This window comes from Chryseobacterium culicis, assembly GCF_900108365.1.
Lineage (GTDB): Bacteria > Bacteroidota > Bacteroidia > Flavobacteriales > Weeksellaceae > Chryseobacterium > Chryseobacterium culicis.
Genome location: NZ_FNWQ01000001.1, coordinates 179,058 through 194,785 on the forward strand (window position 1 = coordinate 179,058; position 15,728 = coordinate 194,785).

13 protein-coding genes are annotated in these 15,728 nt (G+C 36.3%); 6 read left to right on the forward strand and 7 right to left on the reverse strand.

What is annotated here, in order from left to right; translation table 11 throughout:
- Nucleotides 1-10: 10 nt before the first annotated feature.
- Together BLW74_RS00800 and ruvB are read right to left on the reverse strand one after the other, a co-directional pair.
- On the reverse strand, nucleotides 11-622 hold the full coding sequence (locus BLW74_RS00800) for an FMN-binding negative transcriptional regulator (protein ID WP_089689587.1): 612 nt from the start codon (nucleotides 620-622) through the stop codon (nucleotides 11-13).
- A gap of 36 nt (nucleotides 623-658) precedes the next feature.
- A complete protein-coding gene (gene ruvB, locus BLW74_RS00805; RefSeq protein ID WP_089689588.1) occupies nucleotides 659-1,681 on the reverse strand; it encodes a Holliday junction branch migration DNA helicase RuvB in 1,023 nt (340 codons plus the stop codon).
- Between the two features lie 261 nt (nucleotides 1,682-1,942).
- On the opposite strand from ruvB, the gene hutI reads away from it, so the two are divergent.
- The 3 genes from hutI (at nucleotide 1,943) to BLW74_RS00825 (ending at nucleotide 5,881) form a co-directional block, all read left to right on the forward strand.
- Nucleotides 1,943-3,166 (forward strand): imidazolonepropionase, encoded by a 1,224-nt coding sequence (hutI, locus tag BLW74_RS00810; protein ID WP_089689589.1) that lies wholly within the window; start codon nucleotides 1,943-1,945, stop codon nucleotides 3,164-3,166.
- A 363-nt stretch (nucleotides 3,167-3,529) separates the two neighbouring features.
- The gene (hutG, locus tag BLW74_RS00820; RefSeq protein WP_089689591.1) at nucleotides 3,530-4,450 is read left to right on the forward strand and encodes a formimidoylglutamase; all 921 of its coding nucleotides are present in this window, start codon (nucleotides 3,530-3,532) and stop codon (nucleotides 4,448-4,450) included.
- A 138-nt stretch (nucleotides 4,451-4,588) separates the two neighbouring features.
- Nucleotides 4,589-5,881 carry an aldehyde dehydrogenase family protein gene (locus tag BLW74_RS00825; protein ID WP_089689592.1) on the forward strand — a complete coding sequence of 431 codons (1,293 nt, stop codon included), beginning with the start codon at nucleotides 4,589-4,591 and terminating at the stop codon, nucleotides 5,879-5,881.
- 187 nt (nucleotides 5,882-6,068) lie between these two features.
- On the opposite strand, the gene pyk is transcribed toward BLW74_RS00825, so the two are convergent.
- Genes pyk through BLW74_RS00850 form a run of 5 tightly spaced genes read right to left on the reverse strand, consistent with a single transcriptional unit; the run spans nucleotide 6,069 to nucleotide 10,250 of the window.
- Nucleotides 6,069-7,514 (reverse strand): pyruvate kinase, encoded by a 1,446-nt coding sequence (gene pyk, locus BLW74_RS00830; RefSeq protein ID WP_089689593.1) that lies wholly within the window; start codon nucleotides 7,512-7,514, stop codon nucleotides 6,069-6,071.
- Nucleotides 7,507-7,980, reverse strand: coding sequence for an IPExxxVDY family protein (locus BLW74_RS00835; RefSeq protein ID WP_089689594.1), 474 nt, complete (start codon nucleotides 7,978-7,980; stop codon nucleotides 7,507-7,509). Before BLW74_RS00835 ends, pyk begins: the two co-directional genes overlap by 8 nt.
- Nucleotides 7,958-8,722, reverse strand: a complete 765-nt coding sequence (gene rnc / locus BLW74_RS00840; RefSeq protein ID WP_089689595.1) for a ribonuclease III — start codon at nucleotides 8,720-8,722, stop codon at nucleotides 7,958-7,960. Before rnc ends, BLW74_RS00835 begins: the two co-directional genes overlap by 23 nt.
- Nucleotides 8,723-8,731: 9 nt before the next feature.
- The gene (gene fabF / locus BLW74_RS00845; RefSeq protein WP_089689596.1) at nucleotides 8,732-9,976 is read right to left on the reverse strand and encodes a beta-ketoacyl-ACP synthase II; all 1,245 of its coding nucleotides are present in this window, start codon (nucleotides 9,974-9,976) and stop codon (nucleotides 8,732-8,734) included.
- Nucleotides 9,977-10,010: 34 nt separating this feature from the next.
- Nucleotides 10,011-10,250, reverse strand: coding sequence for an acyl carrier protein (locus BLW74_RS00850; RefSeq protein ID WP_002976354.1), 240 nt, complete (start codon nucleotides 10,248-10,250; stop codon nucleotides 10,011-10,013).
- Between the two features lie 613 nt (nucleotides 10,251-10,863).
- On the opposite strand from BLW74_RS00850, the gene BLW74_RS00855 reads away from it, so the two are divergent.
- From BLW74_RS00855 to BLW74_RS00865, 3 genes are all read left to right on the forward strand, one after another.
- A complete protein-coding gene (locus tag BLW74_RS00855) occupies nucleotides 10,864-12,297 on the forward strand; it encodes a hypothetical protein (RefSeq protein WP_089689597.1) in 1,434 nt (477 codons plus the stop codon).
- A 307-nt stretch (nucleotides 12,298-12,604) separates the two neighbouring features.
- Nucleotides 12,605-14,038: a hypothetical protein gene (locus tag BLW74_RS00860; protein WP_089689598.1), complete on the forward strand. Its 1,434-nt coding sequence runs from the start codon at nucleotides 12,605-12,607 to the stop codon at nucleotides 14,036-14,038.
- A gap of 238 nt (nucleotides 14,039-14,276) precedes the next feature.
- Nucleotides 14,277-15,572 (forward strand): site-specific integrase, encoded by a 1,296-nt coding sequence (locus tag BLW74_RS00865; protein WP_089689599.1) that lies wholly within the window; start codon nucleotides 14,277-14,279, stop codon nucleotides 15,570-15,572.
- Nucleotides 15,573-15,728: the final 156 nt, after the last annotated feature.

Genomic DNA, 15,728 nt, shown 5'->3' on the forward strand with positions numbered 1-15,728 from the left:
TATATTTTGATTATTTTTTTATTGCTTTCATTTTCTCCGCAATTTTTCTTGCGTTATCATCAGATTGTTCAAGTTGAACAATGATGTTGTTAAAATCATTCTCTTTTCTGTTCTGAGAAAGTTTTTGCTTGATGAATATTTCGGTCGGAATTATTTTAATCCCACAAGCGCCCTTCATTTCCTTTTCCACAAATTCCTTTCCCATATCTTTCACCATCATCGGACATTGCTGAAAACTTTCATATTTGGAAGTCAATTTGTCTAAATGAACATAGAGCTCATCATGATTCATTAATTCAACCTTTCCGTAAATTTGTACTGCTTCATAATTCCAGGTAGAAACATTCACATGATCATACCAGCTGCTGGATATATAAGTATGGGCTCCTAAAAAGTCACAAAGAACTTCGTCTCCGTTTTTTAAAGTCTTTGCCTGTGGATTTGCCCGTAAAATATGAGTTTCAATATAAGTATTTCCGGGGTCATCCTCATTAAGCATCATCATAGAATGAGTGGCTCTTATCCTATCCGCAGAAGAGATCAGTAAAGCAAAAGAATTTTCTTTGATGATCGTTCTCATCACCGTTAAATCTTCACTTTTGTATAATTTGGGAATAAACATACACTAATAAATTCTCATTAACCTTAAAATTTTGAACTAAAAAAGTTCCCCAGGGTTTTTAGGTCTTGTAATATTCAGATGCTTGTAAGCTTTGTCTGTAACTTCTCTTCCTCTGGGAGTTCTGATGATAAATCCTTCCTGAATTAAAAACGGTTCATAAACTTCTTCCAGTGTTTCCGGATTTTCCGCAATAGACGTAGCCAGAGCAGAAATACCAACCGGTTTTCCTTTGAAATTTTCTATCATCACGCGCATGATCTTATTATCCATTTCATCCAATCCGAATTCATCTACATTGAGAGAATCCAGCGCATACTTTGTGATCTTAATCTCAATTTCACCATTTCCTTTGATTTCAGCAAAATCACGGACTCTCCTTAATAATGCGTTCGCAATTCTCGGGGTTCCACGGCTTCTTCTCGCTATTTCTATCGCTGCATCTTCATAAATCACCACTCCCAACACCCTTGCACTTCTCTGGATAATCATAGACAAAAGCTCAATAGAGTAGTATTCCAGCCTGCTTTGAATCCCGAACCTCGCAAGCATTGGCTTGGTAAGCATACCGCTTCGTGTAGTGGCTCCCACCAGAGTAAAAGGATTCAGCCCTATCTGTACACTTCTGGCATTAGGCCCTGTCTCCAGCATAATGTCAATCTTGTAATCTTCCATTGCAGAATACAGATATTCCTCTACCACAGGAGAAAGACGGTGAATTTCATCAATGAAAAGAACATCATTTTCTTCCAGATTGGTCAGTAAACCCGCTAAACTCCCGGGTTTGTCCAATACAGGCCCAGAAGTAATCTTACAGTTTACTCCAAGTTCATTCGCGATAATATTAGCTAAAGTCGTTTTACCTAATCCCGGCGGACCGTGTAACAAAACATGATCTAATGCTCCTCCACGTCTTTTCGCAGCGGTAACAAAAACCTCAAGGTTCTCCAGCGTCTTTCTCTGTCCCGCAAAATCTTTAAAGCTCTGGGGACGGATCTGTTCTTCCTGCATCAGCTCCTCTCGTGAGTAGTTTTCCTTATCTGGATGTAAAAAATCTGGCATTAATTCATTTCATTTACTTCAAAGATAGCAAATTTCGACTAAGGTTTGAAGAGGAGATGGTGAAAACGTTAAGATTGATACAGAGGTTTCAGCCAATGCTCAAAATGAGAACGGCTAAGATTTAATTAATTGGGATATTTTAAGTATTTTTGAGAGGAGAAATTATTCATAAAAATTAATACAATTTTAACTGTTTGGAAAACAGGTACTGATTGACGAATTAATCTGCCTGAAGCTAAACATTGCACTAACTTTGAATAAATGAAATTAATAGGACCCTTTAAGCAGGTGGTAACACTTGCTGACTTACCATTAAGAGGAAAACTTTCCGATGAGCAGCTGGAAATTATCGTAGACGGAGGAATTGTGGTAGATCAGAATACCATTCAGAAAGTTGGACATTTTGAAGCCTTAAAAACAGAAAATCCCAACATAGAAATTGAACAGATTGATGGAGAACAGATTGTTCTTCCATCCTTTGTCGATTCACATACCCATATCTGTTTTGGCGGAAACCGTGCCAATGATTTTGCCATGCGTAATGCGGGGAAAACCTATCTTGAAATTGCAGAAAGCGGCGGTGGAATCTGGAGCTCTGTACAGCATACCAGAAATGCATCAGAAGAAGAATTGCTGAAAACTCTTGTTGAAAGAATCAACTTTTTGATAGATCTGGGAATTACCACTATTGAAGTGAAAAGCGGCTATGGTCTGGATGCGGAAAACGAGCTTAAAATGCTTAGAATTATAAAAAAGGCTCAGCATGAAACGACAGCTTCTTTAGTTCCTACCTGCCTTTCAGCACATTTAAAACCAAGAGATTTTGAAGGAAGCAATCCCGAATATCTTGAATATATCATCACAGAAATTTTACCCAAAGTAAAAGAAGAAGGATTGGCTGATAGAGTAGATATTTTTATTGAAAAGTCTGCATTCCAGCCTGAAGAAAGTAAAGAATTCCTTCTGAAAGCAAAAGCATTAGGTTTTGAAATTACCGTACATGCAGATCAGTTTACGCCTGGAAGCTCAAGAATTGCAGTAGAAGTGGGAGCAAAGTCCGCAGACCATTTGGAAGCAACCATTGACGAAGATATTCAGTTTCTGGCAGAATCTGATACCGTGGCAACGGCTCTTCCGGGAGCAAGTTTAGGATTGGGTGAAAAGTTTACTCCGGCAAGAAAATTATTAGATGCAGGAGCTATTGTAGCCATCGCAAGTGACTGGAATCCCGGTTCAGCTCCGATGGGGAATTTAATTACCCAAGCCTCTATTTTAGCCACTTTCCAAAAGCTGACTACCGCCGAAGTGCTTGCAGGAATGACTTTCCGTGCTGCTTATGCCCTTAATCTTGAGGACAGAGGACAGTTGAAAGCTGGAAAAAAAGCCGATTTTGTAACTTTCAAAACGAATAATTTTCAGAACATTCTTTATAATCAGGGAAGCCTGAAAGCTGAACATGTTTATATTGATGGATATCTAAACTAGAATTTTGCAATGTTAAAATCAATTAAAAATACAGTAATGTATTTTGCACTGCTCTTTACATCTTTAAATGGGATTGTATTCATACAATCTCTTTGGAATGATAGGGAATGGATAATGGGGGATAAACAGCTTTTAGGACTATTCTATTCTGGATTTCTATTCATATCCTTTTTATTGATAGCATTATTATCTTTTTACTTTTTCATAAGATGCATACATAGTCTTTTTCTAGTTATAAAAAGTGTATTCATTCCATTTATTAGTACTGGTAAGCAATGAAAAAAGTTACAGATTAACAATTGAGAAAAATAGTTTAATTTGATCGAACTTTATAGGGACAAACACAAATTACAATTATTAACAATGAGTAATATTTGGCAAGGCAGATTGGATGGAGAAGAACTTCTCTATCACAGATTATTTCAAAGAGTAAAAGAAGAACATAATTACGACCATATTTCTACAGGAGATTTTGCGTTGCATGGTTTTGCTGTGGATGAGGGCGTAAGAAGAAATAAAGGGCGCCAGGGAGCAAAAGATGCCCCGGATGTAATCAGGAAAAACATGTCTAATTTTCCGGTAATTCTTCCTGACTTTTCATTGCTGGACTTTGGAAATGTAACCTGTGAAGACGGCAATCTGGAAAATACTCAGAATAATCTTGCCAAAAATGTCTCAAAAGTCCTTTTAAAAGGAGGGAAGTCCCTTGTGCTTGGCGGAGGCCATGAAGTGACATATGCTCATTATTTGGGCATAAAAACAGCATTCCCGGAGCAGAAAATAGGTATTATTAATATTGATGCTCATTTTGATAACCGGCAGCCGGAAAAAGAAGTGGGACCAAGCTCAGGAACCGGATTCTGGCAGATTGCTCAGGAAGGTCCTATCAATTCCCTGCATATCGGGATTCAGAGAAACTCCAATACGCTGAAGCTTTTTGATACCGCTCATCAGTATGGAATGAAATATATTCTGGCAGATGAATTATTTTTTGAAAATCTTACCTCCATTTATCAGCGTATTAACGAATTGCTGGAGAGTGTAGATTATGCCTATCTTACCATTTGTATGGACGTCTTTAATGCGTCAGTGGCTCCCGGAGTTTCGGCTGCCGCATATAATGGTATCTTTGCAGATGCTGCTTTTATGCATTTTTACAGACATATTTTAAAAAACAAAAAATTGGTGGCGCTGGATGTAGCGGAAGTTAACCCTTCTTTCGATATTCAGGACAGAACCGCAAGACTGGCAGCATGTCTTGTGAATGAATGGCTAATGATGTAAGATAAATGTATATTCTTTCAATAGAGAAAATCATTATTTTATTAACCCTTAAGGAATGGAATTTGCTCATTTCACCGTGCTTTTAAAATAAAAGCGCTCATAAATTCATTAGCTGAATTTAAAACAGAAATTTATATTATGGAACAATTAATTGAAAGCAAGCTTATTAAAGCAGATAAAGCGTTTTCAGTGTGGAGAAAAGTGCCGTTTGAGGAAAGGCAGAAGTTAATTGCAAAAGCAGCGGAAATTTTAAAGAATAATTCGGAGAAATTTGGAAAAATAATTACAACAGAAATGAATAAACCCATTTCAGAATCTATTGCTGAAGTGGAAAAGTGTGCTTTAATGATGAATTATTATGCAGACGCTGAAAATACTTTACAACCTGAAAAAGTAGCATCAGAATTTGCTTATTCGGAAGTGCATTATGCTCCGAAAGGAGTAATATTAGGCGTAATGCCATGGAACTTTCCTTTTTGGCAGGTACTGAGATTCGCTGTTCCTGCAATGTTAGCAGGAAATACAATCGTTTTAAAACATGCTTCAATTTGTTTCGGAAGTGGAAATGCCATTGAAGAAGTTCTTCTGGAAGCAGGTTTTTCTGAAGGTATTTTTCAGAATCTGGAAGTAGGGCACCAGGCCGTAAAAGAAATTCTTGAGCACGATACTGTAAAAGGAGTAAGTCTTACAGGGAGTGGAAAAGCAGGAGGAGAGGTGGCTTCAATAGCCGGTTTAAACATCAAAAAATCTCTGCTTGAATTAGGCGGAAGTGATGCCTTTATCATTTTTGAAGATGCCAACTTTGAAGAAGCTGCAAAAGCAGGAGCAAAATCAAGGCTTCAAAACTGCGGACAAACCTGTACGGCAGCCAAAAGATTTATTATTGACGAAAAGGTCGAAGATGTATTTTTACCGATATTCATTGATGAATATAAAAAATATACAATTGGAGATCCCTTAGATAAAGGAACCAAATTAGCTGGAATGGCCAGACCGGATCTTGCTGATGAATTGGAAGCGCAGTTCAACAGAGCATTGGAAAATGGCGCGGAAATTATCATTCCTTTGGAAAGAGTTTCTGAGAATGAATTTAAACCCGGTTTAATCAGAGTTCAGGAAGGAAATCCGATTTTAAAAGAAGAACTTTTCGGGCCTTTGGGAATGGTTATGATTGCAAAAAATGATGAAGAAGCCCTACAGATGGCCAATGATATCCCTTTTGGACTTTCCAATTCTGTATGGACCCAAAATAAAGAACGACAGCTATTCTTTATTGAAAATCTAGAATCAGGAACCGTTAATATCAACAGAATGACGAGTTCTGATCCCCGTTTTCCATTTGGAGGATCAAAAGCATCAGGGTACGGAACAGAGTTGTCTCTGTTAGCCTTAAAAGAATTTGTAACCGCCAAGACGATTGTTGGTAATTAAATAGGTATAAATGTTATTCAGGCAGCCTGGGGACGCAGAGATTCTTTACTGCTCTCCGCTGTATTAAGAATGAAACACAGCCATTTATGAGTTAACAGCATACCTCTATACAATAAAAGACTCCCGGAAATTCATTTCCGGGAGTCTTTTATATTTTGACAAAGTAACTTTGCTTATTGCTTATTGCTTATACCGTAGTCAATCTCAAGGTATTTGTTTTTCCACCTTCATAGGATGGAGTAGCATTGATGTTGATAACAAAGTCTCCGGACTCAATATATCCGTAGTTATGCGTTAACATATTTACCTGGATAATTGTTTCGTCCGTAGATTTCTTCATATCATAGTAATAAGCGTGAACACCCCAAAGAAGGTTAAGCATTGTAATTACTCTTCTGTTGCCACTGTATACAATGATATGAGAATTTGGTCTGTGTGCTGCAAGCTGGAAAGCGGTATAACCCGAATGCGTAAGGGTTACAATAGCAGAAACATTGGTTGTTTTAGCAATTCTTACTGCGGCAAGACAAACTCTGTTGGTAATGAATCTTTCGTCGATACAGTTATAATCCTTTTCGATAGGTTCATTTTTGTGCTGGTAAAAATGAGTGGTCTCGATGTTCTTTACAATTTTAGCCATGTTTTCAACCACCTGTACCGGATATCTGCCTACAGAAGTTTCTCCGGAAAGCATTACCGCATCAGCTCCGTCCAATACAGAGTTGGCAACGTCGTTTACTTCCGCTCTTGTTGGCGTTAAGCTGTTGATCATGGTTTCCATCATCTGGGTCGCAATAATCACCGGCTTGGAATAAAATCTTGCTTTTTCTACCAGGTTTTTCTGGATAGCAGGAACTTCTTCCATGGGAACTTCTACTCCAAGGTCTCCACGGGCAACCATTAATCCGTCACATTCAAGAAGGATTTCATCAATATTTTTAACCCCTTCAGGTTTTTCAATTTTCGCAATAATCGGAGTTTTGAATTTACCGTTTGGATGCGCTTTGATTAGCTCTTTCAAGTCAATAATATCCTGAGCATGGCGTACAAATGATAAGGCAATCCAGTCCACTTCCATGTCAAGCATGAAATTAGCATCCTGAACATCCTTCTCCGTCAAAGCAGGAAGAGAAACGTTTGTATTCGGAAGATTAACTCCTTTTTTAGAACTTAAAGGTCCCCCTTGGATGGTTTTTGCTTTTACAGTATCTTTTTCATTGGTTTCAATAACCTCCAGCATTAGTTTTCCATCATCAATAAGGATTCTTTCCCCTACTTTTACGTCTTGTGGAAACTGCTGGTAAGTCATATACACTTTGGTAGAGTCACCCTCCATCTTTTCATTGGTGAAGGTAAGAATGTCACCAGGATTCAGGTAAGATCCTTCTTTTACAACTCCCACTCTCAGCTTCGGTCCCTGAAGATCTCCCAGAATTCCTACTGAATAACCATACTCGCTGTTAAGCTCTCTAATTATTTCAATATTTTTTCGAACCAAGTCGTAATCTGCATGTGAAAAATTTATTCTGAAAATATCAACACCCGCTTTCATTAAATCTAACATTACCTCCTTTGATGATGAAGCAGGCCCTAGTGTTGCGATAATTTTTGTCTTCTTTAAATACTTATTCATAATACTGGATAATTTGATAAAGTTCCTCTTCAGAACTCAGTGTATAATCTTGAATTGGAAACACAAGATTTTCAGGGAGCAAAATTACGGAAAAATCAGGAAACTGTTCCGAACTATGCAGAATATATTCCACATCTACCTGATTATTTAATAAAAATTTAATGTTTTCTTCTTCTGTAAAGAGTTCTGTCTGAATTTTTTTTTGCTTACTTTCAGAAGATTTATTGGAAATGAAGGTAAAACAAGTCTTCGTAAACTTGTGGTAGGCCTCATATCTTGGAAAAAAATAATCATAATACCCCCCATGAAAGACAAGATCTTTCTTTCTTGAAAAGCTGAGGTTGTTGGTCTGATTTATTTTGTAGAAAAACTCATGAGCGGGTATATCTTTGGCTAATCTTACCAATCCTATGGCAATATCTTCAAATTCAATATCATCAAGATCATAAAGTTTTTGAATTTCCAAGTATATTTTCTTTTTTGTTTAAAATATAAAATGCCCTTTGTGCTGCCTTCTCCTCCGCTTTCTTCTTGGAAGTCTCTGTTGCGTTTGCAATTTTTTCATCTCCCAGCCATACATGGCACCTGAATACTACAGATTTATTGGCCTGTATTTCCTCGCAGGTTTCGTATTTTATATTGACTTTCTTCTTCTGGCTCCATTCGAGCAGGAGACCTTTATAGCTTACAATTTTATTTTCAAGCTTATTGATTTCGGAAGGGGTCAGTAATTTCTCCAAAATAATCCTTTTACAGGCATCATAATGGAAGTCCAAATAAACGGCACCTATGAGGGCTTCGAATAAATTGCCGGAGATATTTTCACCCAAAGCTGAAGAACTGTTTTGTTTTTGCAAAAGGTTGGTAAGCTTGAGGTCTTCTCCTAATTTATTGAGATTTTTCCTATTAACAATCTTAGATTTCATCTGCGTCAGGTATCCTTCATTAGCCTGAGGATAGGTCTGGAACAAATGACAAGAAATAATTGTACCCAAAACAGAATCTCCCAAAAATTCAAGTCTTTCGTAATTGCTGTCTTGATTTTTAGAAGAATTTTTTAAAGAGAAAGCCTCACGGTAAAGAGCAATATTCTGTACTTCAGTACCTAACACTTTTTTAAGTTCGGTACTGAGAAAATAGTCTCTCTCCGTTAGTTGTCTTTTTCTTTTTTTGAGAAGGAATTTAGAAAAGTATTTCTGTAACTCCATTCATTGAATTTAGATTTTCTTAAATAGAACGCAAGCGTTATGCCCGCCAAATCCAAAAGTATTGCTCATGGCTACTTTTACATCTTTCTTCACAGCTGTGTTAAACGTAAAGTTTAGTCTGCTGTCAATATTTTCATCATCAGTAAAATGGTTGATGGTAGGAGGAACAGTACCATGAATAATAGTTCCCAATGCAGCAATAGCTTCAATAACACCGGCTGCTCCCAAAAGGTGGCCTGTCATTGATTTTGTAGAATTAATCTGAATGTCATAAGCATGCTCGCCAAGTAATCTTGAGATGGCGTTGGATTCTGCGATATCTCCTAATGGAGTAGATGTACCGTGCATATTGATATGATCTACTTCATCAGCAGTTAAACCTGCATCTTCCAGGCAGCTCTTCATTACCAGATAAGCGCCAAGGCCTTCAGGATGCGGAGCGGTCATGTGATGTGCATCAGCACTTAAACCACCTCCTAATAATTCTGCATAAATTGTAGCACCACGTTTTACTGCGTGCTCATATTCTTCAAGAATAATACATCCAGCACCTTCGCCTAATACAAATCCATCTCTGTCTTTGTCAAAAGGTCTTGAAGCTGTTTTAGGATCATCATTTCTTGTAGAAAGTGCCATCATTGCATTAAATCCACCGACACCACTTGCTGTTACGGCTGCTTCAGAGCCTCCACAAACAATTACATCTGCTTTTCCAAGCTGGATCAGCATTTTGGAATCAATTATAGCGTTTGCAGAAGAAGCACATGCAGATACCGTAGTATAATTAGGCCCGTGGAAACCATACTCAATAGAGATATGGCCAGGAGTGATATCCGCAATCATTTTGGGAATAAAGAACGGGTTGAATCTCGGAATTTCCGTATTGGCCCATCCTAACACTTCTGTTTCGAAAGTCTCTAAACCTCCGATTCCTGAACCCCAAATTACACCGACTCTGTTTTTATCCACATTGTCTTCCATAATCTTGGAATGTGCTACTGCTTCTCTGGCAGCAACAAGTCCCAATTGGGTATTTCGGTCCATTTTTTTAGCCTCTTTCTTATCGAAATGCTGTAGCGGATCGAAATTTTTGACTTCGCAAGCGAACTTTGTTTTAAAGTTTGTGGCATCAAAAAGAGTAATCGGAGCGGCACCGCTCTCACCTTTTACAAGATTTTCCCAGTATTCTTTTGCATTATTTCCTATTGGTGTTATTGCTCCAAATCCGGTTACAACTACTCTTTTTAATTCCATAAACTTTGTTTAATTTCTTTTTTGTTGAAGAATATTATTTATTTACTACTTCTTCGATGTAAGCGATAGCGTGTCCTACAGTAGTAATTTTTTCAGCTTGGTCATCAGGGATCTGAATGTTAAATTCTTTTTCAAATTCCATGATTAACTCAACTGTATCTAGTGAATCAGCTCCTAAATCGTTAGTGAAGCTAGCTTCAGGAGTTACTTCTGTTTCTTCAACGTCAAGCTTATCAGCGATGATAGCTTTTACTCTTGATGCAATGTCTGACATAGTAAATTATTTTTTTAATTGTTAGATGGTGCAAATATATAAAATTCTTTACGATAAAACATTTTTTTAGTCTTTTTTGTGGACCGGAAGCTTTCATTTTGGATTGTTTTGCTTTAGTCTTTTAGTTTTCAGTAGGTTATGTTAGGGGGTCTGTCAGCGTGAAATTAAAAAGCTGTTGCTTCAATAATTCAAGCCCATTTTTAAGCTTCTGGTTTTATTATAGTCCGGCATTGTGTTAAATAAAAATTATTTCAACCATTCTCAGCCTATATTATTTTCCATACCACTATATGCCTCAAGGTGATCTGTTGTTTTATTGAGCCGCAAGTTAATTTTTATAAGCCCGCTTCATAGAAAATTCAAGGGGATAAAATGAACTTATACCATAGATTTTTAAAGCCGGATTTTAAAATTATGAAGCAAAAGCCTGTTGTTTGGAATGCGCGATGAGAAAATGTGTTGATGGATATTTGTGTTGGTTTTCAGTTTGTTACATAGGTGACGTAGATTTGAGATAGCTGTTTTTTTGCATATTGTATGAATTTGAAATTTACTTTGCCCAAAATTATTAAGTACGAAAAGTTTAGTAAACAACTTTTAATTTTAAAACACTATGAAGAAAAAATTATTACTAGCAGCAACTATTGCTGTTTCATCTTTTGCGTTTGGACAGGTAGGAATTAATACAGCTGCTCCAAACGCCACACTAGATATAACAGGAGTTCCTTCCGATGCTTCTAAAACAGACGGTTTTATTGCACCAAGACTTACTGGAGATCAGCTGAAAGCAAAAGATAATGTATATGGTACAGCACAGACAGGAGCTGTAGTCTATGTTACACAGCTGCCGACATCCGGATCAAGTTCAAAAACAGCTAACGTAAGTGCTATTGGATATTATTATTTTGACGGGCTAGTATGGCAGACTTTAAACAATGATGTCTGGAATTATGTATCTGGCACTACCGCAACGAATACAGCCGCGGGTGTAAGTACTGATAATATCTGGAGATCAGGTAATGTGACGGTTGGAGCAGGAGGTCCTTTGGTTCCTACAAATAAATTCACTGTTAATCATACGGTTACATCTGCTCCTGCAGGAGGTTCAATAGCGATTATAAGCAGTATGGACAGTAATGCTCAGGGACAGAAAATTGGAATATCAAGCAACATCACTGATAATTCAACGGCCGGTACCAGTATGAATTTTGGGATTGCTGCTGCTGTACAGGACAAGTCTACTGTACCATCCAATGGATACGGAGGTTTCTTTCCTTATAATATGATTGGTTCAAAAACTAATCCATCATCATCAAATACCTATGGAGTAAACACGGGGGTTAATCTTTTTTCAACGGGTACTCTTGCAGCCGGAAACATTTATGGTGTTACCTCTACAGCTGGTGGAGTTAACGGAGGTGGCAATGTAGGAGATATAAGTGTAAATAATCTGCGTGCGTTTGATGGAAGTGCAAGACCTTATACAGTAAGCGGACATACCTTTACCTCCCCAATGGCAATAGGCGGGCAAATGGAAGTAAGTCTTGTAGGAGGTGGAACATCTACTGTTACATCAGCTTATGGGGTTAATGCATCTTTCAATGCTTCAATGGCTGGAGGTTCTGTAACAGCTGGTGCTGCTGCCTCATTAAGAAGCTATACAGGTTTTGGATCAACAGGGAATTATAATATTACCAGACTGTACGGGTTGTTTGTGGATGCGGCAGATACGTCAACGGGAACTAAAGTTATTAATAATTCATATGGTCTTTTTATAAGCCGATACCGTTTTACCGGAGATACGGCTTCCAATGCCTATAATTTATACTCGCAGGGTGCGGATACAAAAAATTACTTTCAGGGAAGAATCGGTGCCGGAACAAATGTTCCTGCAGCCCAGCTGCATGTTGTAAAACAGGTATCAGACCTTACCCCTGCAATTATTGAAGGCTGCCCTGATCTGGCAGATAACGCGGCAGCACTTGCAGCTGGTTTGCCGGTGGGGGCCTTATACAAAACCGGAGATGTTCTCAAAGTAGTTCATTAATTCTGGATTTTGAATTTTTTATGTGTGTGATTGTATAGTGGCTGCTGTAGTAGCCACTATTTTTTTGATCAGCAAATCAGGATCAGGATAGGTTTGTAGTGGTTAAAGCGAAGCCACCGGAAGAATGGTAACCAAATTTTATATAATCATATATGAAAGAAAATCATTTAGAATAAATCTCCGGATGATTCATGACGGTAATTTAATATTATTTTTCCCGGTAGGCTCGCTTTAATTAATAAATGGTTACTTAGAATAAAGTCTTTTTTTTTACATTTACTTATACCATAAAACATGAATTAATGCTATGTTAAAGAAAATAGTTTTTCTGCTTTTAACAGTTATTGTTTCTGTACATCTTTTAGGTCAAAAATATAGCGCAAAAGAAATAGACAGTCTTGGTAAAATAGCGGTATTTAGCATGACAAATAAGAAGGAAGCACTCAAGCTGATTCTTAAATATGTGGATATTGCTGATAAAAGCGGATATGAAAAGGAGGAAATGTATGCCAGGTATCGTGCGACATTGATTTATTTTGATCTGGGAGACTACGAAAAACTGATAGAATATTCTCTAGGCCTGGAAAATGATGCTCGTAAATCAGATAATTCATTTTTTGAGATGCTTGCTCTTCGAATGAGGGCGATGTCTTATATGAAGCTGGGGGTTTATAACAAGTCAGAAAGTTTGTTTAAGCAGGCTCTCGAAAAAGCATCAGAGCTAAAAGGGGATGAAATGTCTGCAGGAAAAGGTGCATTGTTTAGTGATTTAGTTATCCTAAAAAGTGAAATGGGGCTATCATCTGATGAGAGTACGCTAGCTTATCTCAAAGAAAGTTTAAAATGGTATCACAAAATGCAGGACAAAGATAAAAGAGAAATAGCTTTAATTCCATTGTATTCTAATCTTGGTAAGTATTTTTCTGATATGCATCAACTCGATTCTGCATTTTACTACAGCCGCAAGGCATTGAGGCTTTCCGTTTCAAGAAAAGATACAATAAATGTAGGCTTTATTTCCAGTAATCTCGGGTCTTTTTTTTACAGGAATAATGATCAGGACAGTGCTCTTTTTTATTTAAAGAAAGCTTTATCTATTACCAGGCTCAGTGCAAGACCTTATCAATTAAAGGATGTTTATGATAACCTTGCTCTTGTGTATGAAAAGCGAAAAGATTACAAGAACTCTTTGTTTTACGGAAATAAATATAAAAGACTTGCTGACAGCTTACGTGACGTTGAAAAAATGGCTGTAAATAAAGAATCTATACGAGATCATGAAAAAAGCAAGCAGCAAACGGGTAGATTTTATATCACCTTGGGACTTATTTTAAGTATACTATTGGTCATAATCTATTATGCAGTAAGATATTTTAAAAGGTACCAAAAAGAAAGAAAAGAAAAGAAACAGAAAGAAATGGTGATTTCGGATTTGGAAGATAAAATGAACAGTGCTTTTGAGGAAGTGGTTCAATTGGCGAAATCAGATGATCCTGCGTTTCTTCCAAGATTTAAAGAGATTTACCCTGAATTTTATAATAAACTATCAGAAACATATCCTTTTCTCACTTCAGGCCAGCTTAAATTTTGTGCACTGCTCCGCCTCAATTTTTCTACTAAAGAAATTGCTTACTATAATCACCTGACGATTCGTGGAATTGAAACCAAAAAAAACAGATTAAGGAAACAACTAGGTATTCCTTCTTATGAGGATCTCAATAAATGGATGATGAAATTTTGAAAATTTACTTTATACCTGTCTTATGACAAATAAAAAGGTCCTTGAAAAAGGACCTTTTTTGAAAGTGGAGTTGGAGGGACTACTTTTTTGAATCTGTTAAATTGTTAGTTAATTTATAAATGCTTTATATCAAAGTGTTTGAAGTGTATTTAATTAATTTGAATTTATTGAAATTAACCTATATTTGAATTTTTTGGGTACAACTTTGGGTACAACTTTAAATTTGAATTATTTAATTATGGCATCAGTAAGTTTTTTTGTTAGGGGTAAAGTAGTAGATAAGGAAAGTACAATTTGGGCAAAGTTCAGAGACAGGGATATTGATATTCGTGTACCTGTTCCATACCTGAACTGTAAACCGAAAGATTGGAAAGATGGTAAGTGCAAAATACCATCTAAAAAAAATCACAAAGACGATACGGAAACTATTAACACACGTTTAGCTCAATTGGAAGCAAATATTATTTCCAGTTATGCGGAGGATAAGCCTGAACTAGATTTGAAGGAGTGGCTAAAATCTATCATTGAGCCTAAAAGTCAAAAAGAGGAAAAAGTAAAATATTCGGATGATGTTGTTCCCTTTATAGATATTTATGTTTCTTTTAAAAAAGATAGTATTACAGAAGCTACTATCAAAAAAGCAGGTGTAGTAAAACAAGTCTTGCAACGCTACATAGATGATAAAAATACGATTAAGAAAACTTTCAGGAGTTTGAAATTTAAAGATTTAGATAATACTTTTAGAATTGATTTTGAAAAATATTGTCAAAATGAAATTTACAAAGTTTCAAATACATATAAAAATTTGAAGTTTTTAAAAATGGTATGTAGTGTAGCAGAATCTTTTGATATTGAAGTTCATAAACACGTTAAAAACTGGAAATTTGAAGTTGAAAAATCAATAAGGAACGACCCGAAATCTATTTATTTGACATTTGAAGAACTTGATAAAATTGAAAAAACTGAAATGCCTCACGATTATTTGGATAATGCAAGGGATTGGCTTTTGATTTCTTGTTATACTGGGCAACGTGTTAGTGATTATATGAGATTCACCTCTTCAATAATTGTTCAAGATAGTGAAGGAAGGAAATACTTAGATTTTACACAAATAAAAACAGGTGCTAAAATGCAAATTCCCTTATTGAAAAAAGTTCAAGAAGTTTTAGATAAAAGGGATGGTGAATTTCCTCGAAAAATTTCGGATGTAAAATTTAATCTATATATAAAAGAAGTATGTAAAATTGCAGAAATTGATGAGATAATTTACAATGGAAAGATGATGACAATTGAACGTAAAGGAAAGCCTAAAATCACCCGAAAGGTTTTTGGTGATTATCCTAAATATGAGTTGGTTACTTCGCACATTGGGCGAAAAAGTTTTGCATCAAATTTTTATGAGAAAATTGCAACAGCTTATTTACTTAATGTTACTGGACATACAACAGAAAAGCAATTATTAGCATATATTAACAAAACAGATGTCGAAAAAGCTAAATCAACAGCAAAAATGTTTGATAGTTTAGGATATTAACAGTTTTTGGCATATTAATTGAATGTCTAAAAAAGATTGATTTTTAAAAAAAGTTTTTTTTAAAATGAAAATCAGATAGATGTTCCTTATCCAGTAATTTTCTATGTTTAAAAAATTCTGTTTCACTTGAAATAGTGATAAGGGGTGTCACCTGTA

What these genes read in the sequence shown, in the direction of transcription:
- BLW74_RS00800 (WP_089689587.1), bottom strand. Translation starts at nt 622, where the DNA reads ATGTTTATTCCCAAATTATACAAAAGTGAAGATTTAACGGTGATGAGA.
- ruvB (WP_089689588.1), bottom strand. Translation starts at nt 1,681, where the DNA reads ATGCCAGATTTTTTACATCCAGATAAGGAAAACTACTCACGAGAGGAG.
- hutI (WP_089689589.1), top strand. Translation starts at nt 1,943, where the DNA reads ATGAAATTAATAGGACCCTTTAAGCAGGTGGTAACACTTGCTGACTTA.
- hutG (WP_089689591.1), top strand. Translation starts at nt 3,530, where the DNA reads ATGAGTAATATTTGGCAAGGCAGATTGGATGGAGAAGAACTTCTCTAT.
- BLW74_RS00825 (WP_089689592.1), top strand. Translation starts at nt 4,589, where the DNA reads ATGGAACAATTAATTGAAAGCAAGCTTATTAAAGCAGATAAAGCGTTT.
- pyk (WP_089689593.1), bottom strand. Translation starts at nt 7,514, where the DNA reads ATGAATAAGTATTTAAAGAAGACAAAAATTATCGCAACACTAGGGCCT.
- rnc (WP_089689595.1), bottom strand. Translation starts at nt 8,722, where the DNA reads ATGGAGTTACAGAAATACTTTTCTAAATTCCTTCTCAAAAAAAGAAAA.
- fabF (WP_089689596.1), bottom strand. Translation starts at nt 9,976, where the DNA reads ATGGAATTAAAAAGAGTAGTTGTAACCGGATTTGGAGCAATAACACCA.
- BLW74_RS00850 (WP_002976354.1), bottom strand. Translation starts at nt 10,250, where the DNA reads ATGTCAGACATTGCATCAAGAGTAAAAGCTATCATCGCTGATAAGCTT.
- BLW74_RS00855 (WP_089689597.1), top strand. Translation starts at nt 10,864, where the DNA reads ATGAAGAAAAAATTATTACTAGCAGCAACTATTGCTGTTTCATCTTTT.
- BLW74_RS00860 (WP_089689598.1), top strand. Translation starts at nt 12,605, where the DNA reads ATGTTAAAGAAAATAGTTTTTCTGCTTTTAACAGTTATTGTTTCTGTA.
- BLW74_RS00865 (WP_089689599.1), top strand. Translation starts at nt 14,277, where the DNA reads ATGGCATCAGTAAGTTTTTTTGTTAGGGGTAAAGTAGTAGATAAGGAA.